The organism is Streptomyces sp. NPDC002867 (genome assembly GCF_053591895.1).
In genome coordinates, this window is the sequence record NZ_JBSFUR010000058.1 from 1 (window position 1) to 17046 (window position 17046).

Genomic DNA, 17046 nt, shown 5'->3' on the forward strand with positions numbered 1-17046 from the left:
CCATCCCCACCCCCGCCCCGCCCGCCCCCCCGGGCCCCACCGCCCCCATCCGGCCCCGGCCCGGAACCGATCGGTTCCGGGCCGTCCCGTATGCGCGAGCCGTCGAGGCTACGCGTCGCCGCCGTGGGTCTGTGCTGCCGCCTTGCGGGCCTTCTCCGCCCGTTCCTCCGCCTCCATCTCCGCGAAGACGTCGATCGGCGGCGGCGCCTTCGCCAGGAACAGCCAGGTCAGGTACACGGCCAACAGGAACGGCGGGATCTTGAGAGTGACCAGGACCCAGCCCAGCTGCGTCGTGTCCGCCCACCAGTACAGCGGGAACAGGATCGCGCACTTGGCGAGCAGGATCAGGCCCCAGGCCCAGCTGGCCTTCGCGTACGCCTTCTTGCGGCCGGGGTTGCGCGTGCGCCAGGAGAGGTTCTCCTTGAACACCGGGCCGAGGATCAGGCCGATCAGCGGCACGCCCGCCAGCGTCGTGATGATGTACGCCAGTGCGAGCCCGAGCGTGTAGAGCATGCCCGGCAGGTAGAAGTCCTTCGCGTTGCCGGTCATCATCGCGAAGACGACACCGAAGGCCACGCCGAAGACGCCGCTGAAGGCGTGCTTCACGGTGTCCTTGCGCACCAGCCGGACGGCCACCAATACCAGCGAGACCGCGAGCGCGGCGATCGCCGAGATGTGCAGGTCCTTGTTGATCGTGTAGATCGTGACGAAGAGCAGGCCCGGCAGGACCGTCTCCACCATGCCGCGCACGCCGCCGAACGCCTCGAACAGCGCCGCCTCGGTGACCGCCTTCGCATCGGCGGGGCCCTGCGCGCTGTCCTGGTGCTGGTCGTTCGTCGTGGGGGTCGGCTTGTCGACAGACGTCACCGGCTACTCCTGTCCGAGCGGTCGGAGTTCGTATTTGGGATTGAACAGCACCCGGCGGCCGTGGCTCATCGAGATCCGGCCGGACGCGATCAGCCTGCGGCCCGGCTCGATGCCCACGATGGACCGGCGGCCGAGCCAGACGACGTCGAGCGGGGCCGTGCCGTCGAAGAGCTCCGCCTCCAGCGCGGGCACACCGGCCCGCGGACGAAGGGTGACGGTGCGCAAGGTACCAGTGACCCGGACTATCTGGCGGTCACCGCAGTCGCTGATGGGGGTGCACCCCGACGCCTGGGCGTCCTCCTGGAGCTCCTCCGACTCGAGATCCTGCTGCGAGCTGGAGAGCCGGTCGAGCATGCGGCGGAAGCGGCCGGCGGGTTTCGACGCCCTGTTGTCCTTCGCCGCGTTCTCGGAACGGGGTACAGCACTCATACAGAAAGCCTACCGGCCCCCCGGATGGGCCGGATCAACGTTCGAAGCGGTACCCCATGCCGGGCTCGGTGACGAAGTGCTTCGGGTGCGAGGGGTCGGCCTCCAGCTTGCGGCGCAGCTGCGCCATGTAGACCCGGAGGTAGTTGGTCTCCGTCCCGTACGAAGGGCCCCATACCTCCTGGAGCAGTTGCTTCTGGCTGACGAGGCGGCCGGTGTTGCGGACGAGGACCTCCAGCAGATGCCACTCGGTGGGCGTGAGACGTACGTCGCGTCCGTCGCGGTTCACCTTCTTCGCCGCGAGGTCGACGGTGAAGGTCGCGGTCTCGACGGTGACCACCTCCTCGCCGCTGCCGACGGGCTCGGCCCTGCGGACGGCGGCGCGAAGCCGGGCCAGCAGTTCGTCCATGCCGAAGGGTTTGGTGACGTAGTCGTCGGCGCCCGCGTCGAGCGCCTCGACCTTCTCGTCCGAGGAGTGGCGTGCGGAGAGCACCAGGATCGGCACCCTGGTCCAGCCGCGCAGCCCCTTGATGACCTCGACGCCGTCCATGTCGGGCAGGCCGAGGTCGAGAACGACGACGTCGGGGTGACGGGCGGCGGCGATGTCGAGCGCGGTCGCGCCGTCGGGGGCCGAGTCCACCTCGTACTTGCGCGCCTTCAGGTTGATGACGAGGGCGCGGACGATCTGCGGCTCGTCGTCGACCACGAGCACCCGGGTCATACCGGTCCGCCTTTCTGCTGAGTGGGCTGGGAGGACTGGGACTGCTGTGCGGGCCGAGGGGCCTGGCCGGGCAGGCGGGTGCCGGGCGCGCCGCGCGGCGTCATGTCGCCGCCCACGCGGACAGTCCGGCGGCGCCCTTGCGGCCGTGCCCCGGAGCGGCGCACAGGGTGAGCACCATGGTCATGCCGCCGCCGGGGGTGTCCTCGGCGGTGAGCGTGCCGCCCATGGACTCGACGAAGCCCCGGGCTACGGCGAGGCCGAGGCCGACGCCGGCGCCGCGCGGGGCGTCGCCGTAGCGCTGGAACGGCTCGAAGATGCGTTCCTTCTCCTCGTCGGGCACACCGCTGCCGCGATCGGCGACCCGCAGTTCGACCCGTTCCCCGAGAGCGCTGGCCGCGACGGTGACGGGCGTGCCGACAGGGCTGTACTTGACGGCGTTCTCGACGATGTTGGCCACCGCCCGCTCCAGCAGCCCGCGGTCGACGGCCACCATGGGCAGCGACTCGGGGATGTCGAGGACCACGCTCTCCGGCGGTACGCCGGCCAGGGCGAGCGGGATCACCTCGTCGAGACTCGTCTCGCGGATCAGCGGGGTGACGGTACCGGTCTGCAGGCGCGACATGTCGAGCAGGTTGCCGACGAGGTGGTCGAGCCGGTCCGCGCCGTCCTCGATGCCGGCGAGCAGCTCGGCCTCGTCCTCCTCGGACCAGGCGACGTCGTCGGACCGGAGCGAGGAGACCGCCGCCTTGATCCCCGCGAGCGGGGTGCGCAGGTCGTGGCTGACGGCGGCGAGCAGTGCGGTGCGGATGCGGTTGCCCTCGGCGAGCGCCCGGGCCGCCTCCGCCTCTCCCACCAGGCGCTGGCGGTCGAGGACGACCGCGGCCTGGGTGGCGAACGCGGCGAGCACCCGCCGGTCCTCGGCGGGCAGTACGCGGCCGGAGAGGGCTAGCGCCATGTGGTCGCCGACGGGCATGTCCACGTCCGCGTCGTCGGGGCGGGCCGCGGGATCGGGTCCGGCGCTCGCCGTGCACGTCCACGGCTCGATGTCGCCGGCGCGCTCCAGGAGGGCCACGGACTCCATCGCGAAGGTCTCCCGGACCCGTTCGAGGAGCGCGTCGAGCGCGGTCTCGCCGCGCAGCACGCTGCCGGCGAGGAAGGAGAGGATCTCCGACTCGGCCCGCAGCCGGGCCGCCTGATGGGTGCGGCGGGCGGCGAGGTCCACGACGGAGGCGACCGCCACGGCCACCGCGAAGAAGATCACGATGGCGACGAGGTTGCGTGGCTCGGCGATGTCGAGGGTGTGGGTGGGTGGCGTGAAGTAGTAGTTGAGCAGCAGTGATCCGACGGCGGCGGAGGCGAGCGCGGGCAGCAGCCCGCCGATCAGTGCCGCCGTGACCGTGAGGAAGAGGAACAGCAGGACATCGTTGGCGAGGCCGGGGCCGTTCTCCATGCCCGACAGCACCAGGGCCAGCAGCACGGGCGCGACGACGCCGGCGGCCCAGCCCGCCGCGATCCGGGAGCGGCCGAGGCGGGCGCCGCGGGCCACGGGCAGGCCGCGCCCCTTGCCGGCCTCGTCGTGGGTGACGATGTGGACGTCGAGGTCGGGCCAGGAGTCGCGGGCCACGGTCGCCCCGACGCCGGGGCCGAAGAGGTACTGCCAGGACTTGCGGCGGCTGGAGCCGAGGACGATCTGGGTGGCGTTGACCCCGCGTGCGAACTCAAGCAGCGCGGAGGGCACGTCGTCGCCGATCACGTGGTGGAAGGTGCCGCCGAGGTCCTCGACCAGCGTGCGCTGGACGGCGAGTTCCTTGGGGGACGCGGAGGTCAGCCCGTCGCTGCGGGCGATGTAGACGGCGAGGATCTCGCTGCCCGAGCCCTTGGCCGCCATCCGGGACGCGCGCCGGATCAGGGTGCGGCCCTCGGGTCCGCCGGTGAGACCGACGACGATGCGTTCGCGTGCCTGCCAGGTGGAGCGGATGTTGTGCTCGCCCCGGTACTGCTGGAGGTATTCGTCGACCCGGTCGGCGAGCCAGAGCAGGGCCAGCTCGCGCAGTGCGGTGAGGTTGCCGGGGCGGAAGTAGTTGGACAGGGCGGCGTCCACCCGGTCCGGCTTGTAGATGTTGCCGTGGGCCATCCGGCGGCGCAGCGCCTGAGGCGCCATGTCGACGAGTTCGATCTGGTCGGCTCTGCGGACCACCTCGTCGGGTACCGTCTCCGGCTGCCGTACGCCGGTGATCGAGTCGACGACGTCGCCGAGTGATTCGAGGTGCTGGATGTTGACGGTCGATATGACGTCCACGCCGGCGGCGAGCAGCTCCTCGACGTCCTGCCAGCGCTTGGCGTTGCGGGAGCCCGGCACGTTGGTGTGGGCGAGTTCGTCGACGAGGGCGACCGCCGGGCGGCGCTCCAGCACGGCGTCGACGTCCATCTCGCTGAAGGCGGCGCCGGGGTGGGTGATCTCGCGGCGTGGCACCTGCTCCAGTCCGTGGAGCAGCTCCTCGGTGCGCGGCCGGTCGTAGTGCTCCACGAACGCGACGACGCAGTCCGTGCCGCGTTCCACGCGGCGGTGCGCCTCGGAGAGCATCGCGTACGTCTTGCCGACTCCGGGCGCCGCACCCAGGTAGATCCGAAGCTTGCCGCGTCCCATGGCCCCATTGTCTTCTCTGTGCCGCGTCAGGCGGCGGCGGCCGCTGCCCGCGCAGCGTCGACCCTACGTCGAACCGAGGGGGTGAAAGGGACGCCGGAGGACTCCCCGGTGCGTATTGACGCGATTCTGACGCGCCCCGACCCGTGCCGGCCGCGGCCCGTCAGTGCTCGACGATCTCGCCGTCGCGCAGTTCCAGCACCCGGTCCGCGAGGTCGAGCAGCTGGGCGTCGTGCGTGGCGACCAGGGCGGTGACCCCCTCGCTGCGCACGACGGCGCGCAGGAGCTCCATCACCGCCAGCCCGGTCTCGGCGTCCAGCTGGCCCGTCGGTTCGTCGGCGATCAGCAGGGCGGGGCGGTTGGCGAGGGCCCTCGCGACGGCGACGCGCTGCTGCTGGCCGCCGGAGAGCTCGCCGGGGCGCTGGGCCGCGTGGTCGGCGAGGCCGACGAGGGCGAGCATCAGCTGCACCCGCTCCTCCCGCTCGCGCGGATCCGCCTTGCGCAGGCGCAGGGGCACGCCCACGTTCTCGGCCGCGCTCAGGATCGGGATCAGCCCCAAGGACTGGAAGATGAAGCCGATCCGGTCCCGGCGCAGCTCCAGGAGGCCGTTCTCACCGAGCCCCGACAGGTCGATGCCGTCGACGGTGATCCGGCCCTCGTCCGGGGAGTCGAGTCCGCCGACGAGGTTGAGGAGCGTGGTCTTGCCGGAGCCCGAGCGGCCCTTGAGGGCGACGAGTTCACCTTGGGGGATCTCGAAGGAGACGCCGCGGAGCGCGTGCACGGCCGCGGCGCCGGTGCCGTACGACCGGCGCAGGTTCTCCACCCGCACCATCGGTGCGCCGGTCCGGTCACCGATGACGGCGGTGCCGCCGTGCACGCTGCTGCTCTCGGTCATGCGTTCCCCCGTACGTCCTGATCGTCCGGGCCACAGTATGTGCAGGGGCCATGCGCACGGGCAACGGCCGTGCGCGCAAAGGAGCGTGGGCCGCGGCTCCCTCGGAGGGGAATCGCGGCCCACGCGCCCTTGTACGTCGTGTCAGCGGACCTCGGTGATCTCGGGTCCGCGCTGGAGCTGGCCCATGCCTCCGGAGAAGCGGGATCCCTCCTGCGTCTCCTGCTGGACGCCCTCGGGCACCATCTGGGCGTCGTCCGGCAGCTTGAGGACGATCGGGTCGCGGGGCGCCATCGGGCCGTCGCCGCGCACGACGACGGTGTCCCGGAAGATCTGCTCCAGCAGACCGGCGGCCTGCGGCTGCACCGCGGCCTGCCCGGAGATCACGCCGCGCAGGAACCAGCGGGGGCCGTCGACACCGACGAAGCGGACGAGCTGTACGCCGCCCGTGCCGTCGGGCAGCTGCACGGGCACCTGAGCCCGCAGCTCCCAGCCGAGCGGACCCTCGACCTCGTCGATGATCCCGCCCTGCTGCGTGATGCCGGAGGCGATCTCCTCGCGGACCTCGCCCCAGATGCCTTCCTTCTTGGGCGCCGCGAAGGCCTGCAGCTGGATGGCGCTGTCGCGCAGCACGACCGTGGCGGCGACGATCGCGTCGCCGGCGACCTCGACGCGCAGCTCCATGCCCTCGACCCCGGGCACGAAAAGTCCGCCCAGGTCGACCCTGCCGTCGCCGGGCCTGGAGACCTCGGAGACGTCCCAGGGGCCGTCGGGCCGGGGCGCCGGCGGGAGGTTCACCCTGCGGGGCGCGCTCTCCTCGGCATCGGTGCCGAGCTCGTCCGACTGGTCGGCGACTCGCTCGGCCTCGCCCGCCGCCGTGTCCCCGGCGGAACCACTCTTCTTGCGACGTCCGAACACGTCACTGTCCTTCCCGGTCGGATACGACCGAAGCGTATCGATTCCCACCCGTAGTGCCGTCCACGGCGGCGTGACCGCCGGTGGACCCGAAGCCCCCCTCGGCCCGCGCCGAGCCGGGAAGCTCCGCCACCTCGTGGAAGCGCACCTTCTCGACCTGCTGGACGACCAGTTGGGCAATCCGGTCGAACCTTTCGAACCGCACGCTCTCGCGCGGGTCCAGATTGACCACGATCACCTTGATCTCCCCACGGTACCCGGCATCCACCGTCCCCGGGGCATTCACGAGGGCCACTCCGCAGCGCGCGGCGAGACCCGAGCGCGGATGCACGAAGGCCGCGTACCCGTCGGGCAGCGCGATGGACACTCCCGTGGGCAGAACGGCGCGTTCGCCGGGGGCCAGCTCGATTGCCTCGCAGGTCACGAGATCGGCCCCGGCGTCGCCGGGGTGCCCGTACGCCGGGAGCGGGACCTCGGGGTCCACACGGCGGATCAGTACGTCGACGGGTTCACGCATCAGGGGTTCACCTCGAAGGCGCGGGCGCGCCTGATCTGGTCGGGGTCGGCCATGGCGGCCCGGATCTCCTCGGCACGGCCGTTGTCGATGAAGTGGTCGACCTTGACCTCGATGAACAGCGCACCCGCGCGGACGGCCACCGGTCCGTCCGGGCCGCCGATCCGGCCGGTGGCACGCGAGTAGATCTTGCGCCCGGCGACGGCGGTGACCTCGGCGTCGAGGTGCAGCACGGTGCCGACGGGCACGGGGCGCACGAAGTCGGTCTCCAGCTTGCCGGTCACGGCGATCACGCGCAGCAGCCAGTTCAGCGAGCCCAGCGTCTCGTCCAGCGCGGTGGCGAGGACCCCGCCGTGGGCGAGGCCCGGTGCGCCCTGATGTGCGGGCCTGACGGTGAACTCGGCGGTGACGCGTACGCCCTCCTGGGCACGGGCGGCCAGGTGCAGCCCGTGGGGCTGGGCACCGCCGCAGCCGAAGCAGTGGTCGTAGTGCGCGCCGAGGAGCTCGCCGGGGGCCGGGGCGTCGGGGTGCCGGGCCGGTGCCGTGGCGTCGGCGGGCGGGGTCAGCGCCGTGGAGCCGGCCGGGGGGCCGGGCGTCGCCGCCTGGGGGTTCGCGTTACTCACAGGCGCAGACCTTACCCGCGCGGATACCCGCCGGTCGCGCCGTGCCAAGCTTGGATTCATGCAGCCTTCCGCCCCGCAGTACTCAGAACGCCTGACCGTGCCCCGTTCGTGGTGGGTCGTCACCGCTCTCGCCGGCGTCAGCGGCGGTCTGGTCGCGCTGCCGCTGGGGACGCTGCCGATGCTCGGCGGCCTGATCGGGGCGGCGGCACTCGCGGGGGCTCTGGTCAGCTCGTACGGCTCGGCCCGCATTCGCGTGGTGGCCGGCTCGCTGGTCGCCGGTGACGCGCGGATCCCGGTGTCGGCGCTCGGCACGCCCGAGGTGCTGGATCCGCAGGAGGCGCGTGCCTGGCGGTCGCACAAGGCGGATCCGCGGGCGTTCATGCTGCTGCGCAGCTATGTGCCGACGGCGGTGCGCATCGAGGTCACCGACCCGGCGGACCCGACGCCGTACGTCTACCTGTCGACGCGGCACCCGCAGGAGCTGGCGGCGGCTGTGACAGCGGTCCGCGCGGCCTGAACGGGGCTCCGAGCGGGTCGCTCAGCGCTCCGACGAGGGCGGGAGTCGCCGGGTCTCCCCCAGCACCTCCCCGGGCAGCGCGTCCTTCGGCTGCTCGAGCGGCGGGAGCGGCGGCAGGGCGTCCCAGGGCACCTGCCTCCTGCGCAGGTCCGCGCGGATGTGGTCGGCGAGCTTCCGGGTGTCGCGGCGGTTCATCACCGCGCCGACGGCGGCTCCGACCAGGAACGGCGTGAGGCTGGGCAGGTTGCGCACCATGCGCTTCATGATCTGCTGGCGCAGCTGGCGCTTGAGCTGGCTGCCCATGGACGCGTTGTAGGTCGACGGCTTGGTCACGTCGATGCCGCGCTCGGACGACCAGGAGTTCAGATACGCGGCGCTGCGGTCCTTGAGGCCGCCCGGCGGGCGCAGACCGTAGACCTCGTGGAGCTCGGCGACGAGCTTGAGCTCGATCGCTCCGACGCCCAGGACCTCCGCTGCCAGCTCGGTCGGCATGGCGGGCGGCACGGGCATCATCGCGGCGGCGCCGACACCGGCGCCGACGGTGGACGTCGCGTTGGCCGCGCCCATGACGAGCTTGTCGGCGAGCTGCTCGGGGCCGAGCCCGGGGAACTGCCTGCGCAGCGTGTAGAGGTCACGGACCGGGACGCGCGGCGCGTTCTCGATGAGGCGGTCGGCGAGGTGGGCCAGCGCCGCCTTGGCGCCCTGTCGTGTCTTCACCAGCGAGACCCTGGCGCTCGCACCGCCCCTGGCGACGCCCTGCCGCACTGCGGCCAGGCGTCGCCCCGCCCGGCCCGCCGCTTCGAGCGAGGCCGAGCGGCCTCGCTCCACGTCGTGACCTGCGCCGTGCGGCAGCAGGGCGGCATCGTGCTCGGTGGACGCCGTGGCGTCCTGCGCCGGGCCCGAACCGCCCTGGTGCGCCTCCGGCGGCTTCTGACGCCGAAAGCGCCGCTTCCTGGACGGTGTCTCGCCTGCCACTGGCGACCTGCCCTCAGTCGCAGTCGCGGCAGATCGGCTGGCCGTTCTTCTCACGCGCCAGCTGGCTGCGGTGGTGCACGAGGAAGCAGCTCATGCAGGTGAACTCGTCGGCCTGCTTCGGCAGGACCCGTACGGCCAGCTCCTCGTTGGACAGGTCGGCTCCGGGGAGCTCCATGCCCTCCGCGGCGTCGAACTCGTCGACGTCGACGGTGGAGGTGGACTTGTCGTTCCGCCGGGCCTTCAGTTCCTCAAGGCTGTCGGAATCGACGTCGTCGTCGGTCTTGCGTGGGGTGTCGTAATCCGTTGCCATGTCGCTCTCCCCCTCTGGGTGTCTGCGGTGTCTCCAGCGCACGTAACGCGTGAGAGGCCGGACTTGTGCCCGACCTGAGGCGGAGATTTTGCCTCACATCAAGGTCTGTTACTCAATCGACACCCAACCGGACCCCTCAAGAGTGATCGGGTTGGACGGCGATGGGGACCGTACACGGTCCGCGGGACGCGCTGCACAGGCGCCACCCCGTGTACTTCCCGTGATCCCGCCCCTCGGAAACTCGGACTTTTTCCGACTTTCCGGCAGGATGTGCGATCACGGAGAGTATATGGCCTGAAAATCGCTTCTGTGATCGATCGCACAACAGCGCCTTCGGGAGTGGGTCCCGAAAATTCCGCTTAAAGCGAACGTCCTTCAGCCGGTCAGACCGGCAGGGTGACACGCATCACAAGACCACCACCCTCCCGGGGCTCCGCGATGATACGGCCCCCGTGGGCGCGCGCGACGGACCGGGCGATGGAAAGGCCCAGGCCGACGCCCTTGTCGCTGCCCGTCCGCTCCTGCCGCAGCCTTCTGAACGGCTCGAAGAGGTTGTCGATCTCGTACGCGGGAACCACCGGGCCCGTGTTCGACACGACCAGGACGGCCTGGCCCTGCTGGACCTCCGTCGAGACCTCGACCCAGCCGCCGTCCCCCACGTTGTAGCGAACGCCGTTCTGCACGAGGTTCAGCGCGATCCGCTCCAGCAGCACGCCGTTGCCCTGCACCACGGCGGGGGCCCGCTCCCCGCGGATCTCCACGCCCTGCGCGTCGGCCTCGGCCCGCACCTGGTCGATGGCGCGCGCGGCGACCTCGGCCAGGTCGACCGGCTTGCGCTCGACGATCTGGTTGTCGCTGCGGGCGAGCAGCAGCAGGCCCTCCACGAGCTGCTCGCTGCGTTCGTTGGTGGCCAGCAGCGTCTTGCCGAGCTGCTGGAGCTCCACGGGCGCTCCCGGATCCGAGAGGTGGACCTCCAGGAGGGTGCGGTTGATCGCCAGCGGGGTGCGCAGCTCGTGCGAGGCGTTGGCGACGAACCGCTGCTGGGCGGTGAAGGCCCGCTCCAGACGGTCCAGCATCTCGTCGAAGGTGTCGGCGAGCTCCTTCAGCTCGTCGTCCGGGCCGTCCAGCTCGATCCGGCGGGTCAGGTCCGAGCCGGCCACCTGGCGGGCGGTACGGGTGATGCGGCCGAGCGGCGACAGGACCCGCCCCGCCATCGCGTAGCCGAAGGCGAAGGCGATGATGCTCAGCCCGAGCAGGGCGAACAGCGAGCGGCGCAGCAGGTCGTCCAGGGCCAGCTCGCGCTGGTGCGCGAAGCACGACTTCAGGGCGGCGTTGGCCTCGTCGGCCGACAGGCCCGTGGTCAGCGCCTCGCAGGAGTTGTCGGTCAGCTGGATCTTGCTCTCCGGCAGCAGCTTGAACGGAAGCCCGCTCCCGTCGTGCAGCGCCTGCGCGGTGAACAGATAGATGATCGACAGCAGCAGGATGCCCGCGATCAGGAACATCCCGCCGTACAGCAGGGTGAGCCGTATCCGGATGGTCGGGCGCAGCCACGGCCGCACCGGCTCCCTGGGGTCCCAGGTCGGTTTCGGTGGCGCCTCGGGGGGCGCGGGGACGGAGGCCATGCGGATCAGATCCGGTAGCCGGAGCCGGGCACCGTGACGATCACCGGCGGCTCGCCGAGCTTGCGGCGCAAGGTCATCACGGTCACGCGCACGACGTTGGTGAACGGGTCGGTGTTCTCGTCCCAGGCCTTCTCCAGCAGCTGCTCGGCCGAGACCACGGCGCCCTCGCTGCGCATCAGGACCTCCAGCACGGCGAACTCCTTCGGCGCGAGCTGGATCTCCTTCCCGTCCCGGAACACCTCGCGGCGGTTCGGATCGAGCTTGATCCCGGCGCGCTCCAGCACCGGGGGCAGCGGCACGGTCGTCCGCCGGCCGAGCGCGCGGACGCGGGCCGTGAGCTCGGTGAACGCGAACGGCTTGGGCAGGTAGTCGTCGGCGCCCAGCTCAAGGCCCTCCACGCGGTCGCTGACGTCCCCCGACGCGGTGAGCATCAGCACACGGGTCGGCATGCCCAGCTCGACGATCTTGCGGCAGACGTCGTCGCCGTGCACGAGCGGGAGGTCACGGTCGAGGACCACCACGTCGTAGTCGTTGACCTCGATGCGCTCCAGGGCCGCCGCGCCGTCGTACACGACGTCGACGGCCATGGCCTCCCGGCGCAGTCCGGTGGCCACCGCATCGGCGAGCAGCTGCTCGTCCTCGACGACGAGTACGCGCACGTCGCTGTTCCTTCCTCCGAGCCCGTCCGGCGACGGGCAGGCCTTTGCACTGGCTGTGCGCATACATCCTGCCCGTTACGCGCGTAAACCGGCTGTAAGGCGGAATCTCGTTGCAAGAGCATCGGGGAATGAAGCCGATTCCCGGGACAGTTGAGGTTTCCCTGAGGGAACGGCTGGGGAAGACGTCTGCACACCCACGATCACGCCTTGTAGTGGCGCAGCACGACCTGTTCCAGGGTTGATCACCCGCCTCTCGCCCCGGCGAGGGGGACCCCAGCCAGGCACACCCCCGTGCCACCGACCTAGCCGAGGGGGCGCATCATGGACGCTTTCACCGCGGGACTTCTGCAGCGCATAAAGGCTGCGGAGACCGACCTGACGATGGCGCGCGAGACGGGCGACGACTTCCTCGCCGACGTCGAGCTGGCCGAGCTGGAGGACCTGCGCCGGCTCGCCGCCGAGCACGGCGTCGAGGTCAGCGCGGCGTAGCACCCGCTCCGAGCAGCACAAGGAACCCCGGCACCGCAGGACGGCGCCGGGGTTCCTTGTGTGCAGCGGATGGCTCTGCGCGTGGGCGAGTGAGCCGAAGGGGCACGGCGGTGTCGAAAGGGAGAACGCGCGGAGGGCCCGAGGAACGAGGGCGCGAGCACGATCGACCGTCGGCACCGTCTCAGGCGCCCCGGAGGCGAACCGAGCCGCCAATAATTCAGTCGTGCCAGGCGCCCAGGTCCTCCAGGAGGGTCTGGAGCGGCTCGAAGACCCCCGGGGGCGCCGCGACCGTCAGGTCGCCGGAGGGGAGCTCGCCGGGGCGGCCGCCCGTGCGCGCGCCCGCCTCACGGGCGATCAGGTCGCCCGCCGCCAGGTCCCAGGGGCTGAGCCCACGCTCGTAGTAGCCGTCGAGACGGCCCGCGGCCACGTCGCACAGGTCGACGGCCGCCGAGCCGCCGCGACGGATGTCACGCAGTTGGGGGATCAGCCGGTGCGCCACCTCCGCCTGGTGCGTGCGGACGGTCTGGACGTAGTTGAAGCCCGTGGACACCAGCGCCTGGTCCAGCGGCGGCGCCGACCGGCAGCTCAGCCGCCGCTCGCCCAGGTATGCCCCGTTCCCCAGGACCGCCCGGAACGTCTCCCCGCGCATCGGCGCCTCGACGACTCCCACGACCGTCTCGCCGTCGCGTTCGGCGGCGATCGACACGGCCCATGTGGGCAGCCCGTACAGGTAGTTGACAGTGCCGTCGAGCGGGTCGATCACCCAGCGGACGCCGCTGCTGCCGCTGCTCGACGCGCCCTCCTCGCCGAGGAAGCCGTCGTCGGGCCGGTGCTCCGACAGATAGCCGGTGATCAGCTTCTCCGCGGCGATGTCCATCTCGGTGACCACGTCGATGGGGCTGGACTTGGTCCGGGCGACCGCCAGGTCGTCCGGCCTGCCGTCCCGCAGCAGCGCGCCCGCCCTGCGGGCGGCTTCGAGGGCGAGGGTGAGCAGTTCGGACGTCAGGGCGTCGGTCACAGGGGTCTCCTTACGCGTAGGGGCTGTCGGCGCCGGCGGCCGCGGGCTTCGGCGTCCGCGCCGGGCAGCAGCCGACCGGGCAGAGGTCATGGCTCGCGCCGAGCGCCCCGAGGGCGCAGCGCTCGGCGGCGATGCCGCGCTCGGTCGCGGCGCGCTCCAGCACGAGGTCGCGTACGGCGGCGGCGAACCGCGGGTCGGCGCCCACGGTGGCGGACCGGCGCACGGGCAGCCCCAGCTCGGCGGCCTTGGCTGTGGCCTCGGTGTCGAGGTCGTAGAGGACCTCCATGTGGTCGGAGACGAAGCCGATGGGGACCATGACGGCCGCGGGCGCCCCGGACGCGTGCAGCGCTTCGAGGTGGTCGCAGATGTCCGGCTCCAGCCACGGGATGTGCGGGGCGCCGCTGCGGGACTGGTAGACGAGCTGCCAGGGATGCTCGATGCCCGTCTCGTCCCGTACGGCGGCGGCGATCAGGGCCGCCACGTCCAGGTGCTGGGCCACGTAGGCGCCGCCCTCCCCGTGCTCCGGCTCGGGGCCCGAGGTGTCCGCGGCGGACGTGGGGATGGAGTGGGTGGTGAAGGCGAGGTGGGCGCCGGCCCTGACGTCCTCGGGCAGGTCGGCCAGCGCGGCGAGGACGCCGTCGATCATGGGTCGGACGAAGCCCGGGTGGTTGAAGTAGTGGCGCAGCTTGTCCACCCGGGGCGCCTCCAGGCCCTCGGCCCGGAGGGTGTCCAGCGCGTCGGCCAGGTTCTCCCGGTACTGGCGGCAGCCGGAGTAGGAGGCGTACGCGCTGGTCGCGAGCACCGCGACACGGCGGTGCCCGGCGGCCGTCATCTCGCGCAGGGTGTCGGTGAGGTACGGCGCCCAGTTGCGGTTGCCCCAGTACACCGGCAGGTCGAGGCCGTGTCCGGCGAAGTCCTTGCGCAGGGCGTCGAGCAGGGCGCGGTTCTGGTCGTTGATGGGGCTGACGCCGCCGAACAGGAAGTAGTGCTGACCCACCTCCTTGAGCCGCTCTTTGGGGATACCCCGGCCGCGGGTGACGTTCTCGAGGAACGGGACCACGTCGTCCGGGCCTTCGGGGCCACCGAAGGAGAGCAGCAGAAGGGCGTCGTAAGGAGCTGGATCACGCAGATCGGACATGGGATCGATCCTGCCACCCTCTGCCCGGCTCCGGCGGGGAGGCCCCCGGCACAGGGCGGGGATAAACCGCGGTGCGCGGACACCCGTTCGGCCGTAAGCTGTGAAGGCTGCCCATACGCCTTACCGGAGTGCCTCTTGCCCAGTCCCTACCGCGCGATCTTCGCCGCCCCCGGCACCCTGGGGTTCTCCACGGCCGGCTTCCTCGGCCGGATGCCGCTGTCCATGATGGGCATCGGCATCGTCACGATGATCTCGCAGATCACCGGCCGTTACGGACTGGCCGGTGCCCTCTCGGCGACGCTCGCGATGTCCGCCGCCGTGCTCGGGCCGCAGATCTCGCGCCTCGTCGACCGGCACGGCCAGCGGCGGGTGCTGCGCCCGGCCACGCTGGCCGCCGTGGCGGCCGTCGCGGGTCTGCTGGTCTGCGCGCAGCAGGGCATGCCGGAATGGACGCTGTTCGTCTTCTCGGCCGCGGCGGGCTGCGTGCCGAGCGTCGGCGCCATGACGAGGGCGCGCTGGGCCGAGATCTACCAGGGCTCGGCGCGCCGGCTGCACACCGCGTACTCCTTCGAGTCGATCGTCGACGAGGTCTGCTTCATCTTCGGGCCGATCGTCTCGATCGGTCTGTCGACGGTGTGGTTCCCGGAGGCCGGTCCGCTGCTCGCCGCACTCTTCCTGCTCGTCGGCGTCTGGTGGCTCACCGCCCAGCGCGCCACCGAGCCGAAGCCGCATCCCGTCGAGCAGCACACGGGCGGCAGCGCCCTGCGCTCGCCCGGGCTGCAGGTGCTGGTGGCCGCGTTCGTCGCCACGGGTGCGATCTTCGGCGCGGTGGACGTGGTGACCGTGGCGTTCGCCGAGGAGGAGGGCCACAAGGCGGCCGCCAGCCTGGTGCTGGCCGTGTACGCGCTGGGCTCCTGCCTCGCCGGCGCCGTGTTCGGACTGCTGCACCTCAAGGGCGAGCCGTCGCGCAGGTGGGTGCTCGGCGTGTGTGCGATGGCCGTGAGTATGATCCCCCTCCAACTGGCCGGGAACCTGCCCTTCCTGGCCGTGGCGCTCTTTGTCGCGGGCCTTGCCATCGCACCGACGATGGTGACGACCATGGCCCTCGTCGAAGCCCACGTACCGCGCAGCAAACTGACCGAGGGCATGTCCTGGACCAGTACGGGGCTCGCGGTCGGTGTGGCACTCGGTTCGTCGGCCGCCGGCTGGGTGGTCGACGCGCACGGCGCTGCCGCGGGGTACGGGGTGCCCGGCATCGCGGGAGTGCTCGCGGCCGCGGTGGCGTTCCTGGGGTACCGCCGGCTGCGCAGGCCGGTGCCGACGCGGGAGGGACAGCGTGAGCGGGACTCGCAACAGTACGAAGAGCGTGAAGAGCACGTGGCGTAACTGGGCGGGGACCGTCGCCTCGACACCGCAGCGCGAGGCCCGTCCGGCATCGGCGGACGAGCTCGCCGACGCGGTGCGCCGCGCGGCCGAGGACGGGCTGCGGGTCAAGACGGTGGGCAGCGGCCACTCGTTCACCGCCATCGCCGCCACCGACGGGCTGCTGATCCGTCCCGACCTGCTGACCGGGATCCGGCGGATCGACCGGTCGGAGATGACCGTGACGGTGGAGGCGGGCACTCCGCTCAGGCGGCTGAACGCGGCCCTGGCACGGGAGGGCCTGTCGCTCACCAACATGGGCGACATCATGGAGCAGACCGTCGCCGGCGCCACCTCGACCGGAACCCACGGCACCGGCCGGGAATCGGCGTCGCTCGCCGCGCAGATCAAGGGCCTCGAGCTGGTGACGGCGGACGGCTCGCTGCTCACGTGCTCCGAGAAGGGGACCGCCGAGGAACGAGCGGTCTTCGCGGCGGCCCGCATCGGGCTCGGCGCCCTGGGTGTGGTCACCGCGATCACGTTCGCCGTGGAACCGGTCTTCCTGCTGACCGCCCGCGAGGAACCGATGCCCCTCGACCGGGTGCTCGCGGACTTCGACGCGCTCCACGCGGAGAACGAGCACTTCGAGTTCTACTGGTTCCCGCACACCGGCAACTGCAACACCAAGCGCAACAACCGCAGTGCCGGACCCGCCGCCCCCGCCGGTGCCGTGCGCGGCTGGATCGACGACGAGCTGCTGTCCAACGGGGTGTTCCAAGTCGCCTGTTCGGTCGGCCGCGCGTTCCCGGCGGCGGTCCCCGCCATCGCTCGTGTCTCCAGCAGAGCTCTGTCCGCCCGCACGTACACGGACATTCCCTACAAGGTCTTCACATCTCCGCGCCGGGTGCGGTTCGTGGAGATGGAGTACGCGGTGCCGCGCGAGGCGGTGGTCGACGTGCTGCGCGAGTTGCGGGCCATGGTGGACCGCTCGCCGCTGCGCATCGGCTTCCCCGTGGAGGTCCGCACCGCCCCGGCGGACGACATCACGCTCTCGACGGCGTCGGGCCGGGAGAGCGCGTACGTCGCCGTCCACATGTACCGGGGGACGCCGTACCGCTCCTACTTCACCGCCGTCGAGCGGATCATGACCGCGCACGCCGGACGGCCGCACTGGGGCAAGATCCACACGCGGGACGCCGCGTACCTCGCCGAGGTGTACCCCGGATTCGGCGAGTTCACGGCACTCAGGGACCGGCTGGATCCGGGCCGGATGTTCCAGAACCCCTATCTGCGGCGGGTCCTGGGCGACTGACCGGAACAGGCCGCCTGGCCGCCCGGTCGCTGTCCGCAGACG

18 protein-coding genes are annotated in these 17046 nt (G+C 71.7%); 4 read left to right on the top strand and 14 right to left on the bottom strand.

Features of this window, described 5'->3' with window-relative positions; all coding sequences use genetic code 11:
* Window positions 1-108: 108 nt before the first annotated feature.
* From ACWD0A_RS31135 to ACWD0A_RS31170, 8 genes are all read right to left on the bottom strand, one after another.
* Entirely contained in the window at window positions 109-867 is a 759-nt protein-coding gene (locus ACWD0A_RS31135) for a DUF3159 domain-containing protein (protein ID WP_451303537.1), read from the bottom strand.
* A gap of 3 nt (window positions 868-870) precedes the next feature.
* Window positions 871-1296, bottom strand: a complete 426-nt coding sequence (locus tag ACWD0A_RS31140; protein WP_451303539.1) for an OB-fold nucleic acid binding domain-containing protein — start codon at window positions 1294-1296, stop codon at window positions 871-873.
* Window positions 1297-1330: 34 nt separating this feature from the next.
* A complete protein-coding gene (locus ACWD0A_RS31145; protein ID WP_307713046.1) occupies window positions 1331-2014 on the bottom strand; it encodes a response regulator in 684 nt (227 codons plus the stop codon).
* Window positions 2015-2114: 100 nt separating this feature from the next.
* Window positions 2115-4661 carry an ATP-binding protein gene (locus ACWD0A_RS31150; protein WP_451303541.1) on the bottom strand — a complete coding sequence of 849 codons (2547 nt, stop codon included), beginning with the start codon at window positions 4659-4661 and terminating at the stop codon, window positions 2115-2117.
* A gap of 160 nt (window positions 4662-4821) precedes the next feature.
* Window positions 4822-5553, bottom strand: a complete 732-nt coding sequence (locus ACWD0A_RS31155; RefSeq protein WP_451303543.1) for an ABC transporter ATP-binding protein — start codon at window positions 5551-5553, stop codon at window positions 4822-4824.
* A gap of 141 nt (window positions 5554-5694) precedes the next feature.
* Window positions 5695-6468, bottom strand: a complete 774-nt coding sequence (locus ACWD0A_RS31160; RefSeq protein ID WP_451303545.1) for a DUF3710 domain-containing protein — start codon at window positions 6466-6468, stop codon at window positions 5695-5697.
* Between the two features lies 1 nt (window position 6469).
* Window positions 6470-6982 carry a dUTP diphosphatase gene (gene dut, locus ACWD0A_RS31165; protein ID WP_451303547.1) on the bottom strand — a complete coding sequence of 171 codons (513 nt, stop codon included), beginning with the start codon at window positions 6980-6982 and terminating at the stop codon, window positions 6470-6472.
* Window positions 6982-7602: a PaaI family thioesterase gene (locus tag ACWD0A_RS31170; RefSeq protein ID WP_451303549.1), complete on the bottom strand. Its 621-nt coding sequence runs from the start codon at window positions 7600-7602 to the stop codon at window positions 6982-6984. The genes dut and ACWD0A_RS31170 overlap by 1 nt, the downstream gene beginning before the upstream one ends.
* A 58-nt stretch (window positions 7603-7660) precedes the next feature.
* On the opposite strand from ACWD0A_RS31170, the gene ACWD0A_RS31175 reads away from it, so the two are divergent.
* The gene (locus tag ACWD0A_RS31175) at window positions 7661-8119 is read left to right on the top strand and encodes a DUF3093 domain-containing protein (RefSeq protein WP_451303551.1); all 459 of its coding nucleotides are present in this window, start codon (window positions 7661-7663) and stop codon (window positions 8117-8119) included.
* 21 nt (window positions 8120-8140) lie between these two features.
* Here the strand turns inward: ACWD0A_RS31175 and ACWD0A_RS31180 are convergent, their stop codons facing one another.
* The 4 genes from ACWD0A_RS31180 to ACWD0A_RS31195 form a co-directional block, all read right to left on the bottom strand.
* Window positions 8141-9094 carry a hypothetical protein gene (locus ACWD0A_RS31180; RefSeq protein ID WP_451303553.1) on the bottom strand — a complete coding sequence of 318 codons (954 nt, stop codon included), beginning with the start codon at window positions 9092-9094 and terminating at the stop codon, window positions 8141-8143.
* 13 nt (window positions 9095-9107) lie between these two features.
* Window positions 9108-9404: a DUF4193 domain-containing protein gene (locus ACWD0A_RS31185; protein ID WP_018848140.1), complete on the bottom strand. Its 297-nt coding sequence runs from the start codon at window positions 9402-9404 to the stop codon at window positions 9108-9110.
* A gap of 383 nt (window positions 9405-9787) precedes the next feature.
* Window positions 9788-11026, bottom strand: coding sequence for a sensor histidine kinase (locus ACWD0A_RS31190; RefSeq protein WP_451303555.1), 1239 nt, complete (start codon window positions 11024-11026; stop codon window positions 9788-9790).
* Window positions 11027-11031: 5 nt separating this feature from the next.
* The gene (locus ACWD0A_RS31195; protein ID WP_177151625.1) at window positions 11032-11685 is read right to left on the bottom strand and encodes a response regulator transcription factor; all 654 of its coding nucleotides are present in this window, start codon (window positions 11683-11685) and stop codon (window positions 11032-11034) included.
* 321 nt (window positions 11686-12006) lie between these two features.
* Here ACWD0A_RS31195 and ACWD0A_RS31200 point away from each other — a divergent pair, with 321 nt between their 5' ends.
* Complete coding sequence (locus ACWD0A_RS31200) at window positions 12007-12174, top strand: hypothetical protein (RefSeq protein ID WP_307713056.1); 168 nt, start codon at window positions 12007-12009, stop codon at window positions 12172-12174.
* Window positions 12175-12391: 217 nt separating this feature from the next.
* Here the strand turns inward: ACWD0A_RS31200 and ACWD0A_RS31205 are convergent, their stop codons facing one another.
* Both ACWD0A_RS31205 and ACWD0A_RS31210 read right to left on the bottom strand, forming a co-directional pair.
* The gene (locus tag ACWD0A_RS31205; protein ID WP_451303558.1) at window positions 12392-13192 is read right to left on the bottom strand and encodes an inositol monophosphatase family protein; all 801 of its coding nucleotides are present in this window, start codon (window positions 13190-13192) and stop codon (window positions 12392-12394) included.
* A 10-nt stretch (window positions 13193-13202) separates the two neighbouring features.
* On the bottom strand, window positions 13203-14330 hold the full coding sequence (locus ACWD0A_RS31210; RefSeq protein WP_451303560.1) for a ferrochelatase: 1128 nt from the start codon (window positions 14328-14330) through the stop codon (window positions 13203-13205).
* 135 nt (window positions 14331-14465) lie between these two features.
* Between ACWD0A_RS31210 and ACWD0A_RS31215 the strand changes: the two genes are divergently transcribed.
* Together ACWD0A_RS31215 and ACWD0A_RS31220 are read left to right on the top strand one after the other, a co-directional pair.
* Window positions 14466-15716, top strand: coding sequence for an MFS transporter (locus ACWD0A_RS31215; protein WP_451303562.1), 1251 nt, complete (start codon window positions 14466-14468; stop codon window positions 15714-15716).
* Complete coding sequence (locus tag ACWD0A_RS31220; protein ID WP_451303564.1) at window positions 15667-17004, top strand: D-arabinono-1,4-lactone oxidase; 1338 nt, start codon at window positions 15667-15669, stop codon at window positions 17002-17004. The genes ACWD0A_RS31215 and ACWD0A_RS31220 overlap by 50 nt, the downstream gene beginning before the upstream one ends.
* Window positions 17005-17046 lie beyond the last annotated feature (42 nt).

Bases quoted from the DNA above. Each gene is read 5' to 3' on its own strand.
- ACWD0A_RS31140 (WP_451303539.1), bottom strand. From the start codon at position 1,296: ATGAGTGCTGTACCCCGTTCCGAGAACGCGGCGAAGGACAACAGGGCG.
- ACWD0A_RS31145 (WP_307713046.1), bottom strand. From the start codon at position 2,014: ATGACCCGGGTGCTCGTGGTCGACGACGAGCCGCAGATCGTCCGCGCC.
- ACWD0A_RS31150 (WP_451303541.1), bottom strand. From the start codon at position 4,661: ATGGGACGCGGCAAGCTTCGGATCTACCTGGGTGCGGCGCCCGGAGTC.
- ACWD0A_RS31155 (WP_451303543.1), bottom strand. From the start codon at position 5,553: ATGACCGAGAGCAGCAGCGTGCACGGCGGCACCGCCGTCATCGGTGAC.
- dut (WP_451303547.1), bottom strand. From the start codon at position 6,982: ATGCGTGAACCCGTCGACGTACTGATCCGCCGTGTGGACCCCGAGGTC.
- ACWD0A_RS31175 (WP_451303551.1), top strand. From the start codon at position 7,661: ATGCAGCCTTCCGCCCCGCAGTACTCAGAACGCCTGACCGTGCCCCGT.
- ACWD0A_RS31185 (WP_018848140.1), bottom strand. From the start codon at position 9,404: ATGGCAACGGATTACGACACCCCACGCAAGACCGACGACGACGTCGAT.
- ACWD0A_RS31190 (WP_451303555.1), bottom strand. From the start codon at position 11,026: ATGGCCTCCGTCCCCGCGCCCCCCGAGGCGCCACCGAAACCGACCTGG.
- ACWD0A_RS31200 (WP_307713056.1), top strand. From the start codon at position 12,007: ATGGACGCTTTCACCGCGGGACTTCTGCAGCGCATAAAGGCTGCGGAG.
- ACWD0A_RS31210 (WP_451303560.1), bottom strand. From the start codon at position 14,330: ATGTCCGATCTGCGTGATCCAGCTCCTTACGACGCCCTTCTGCTGCTC.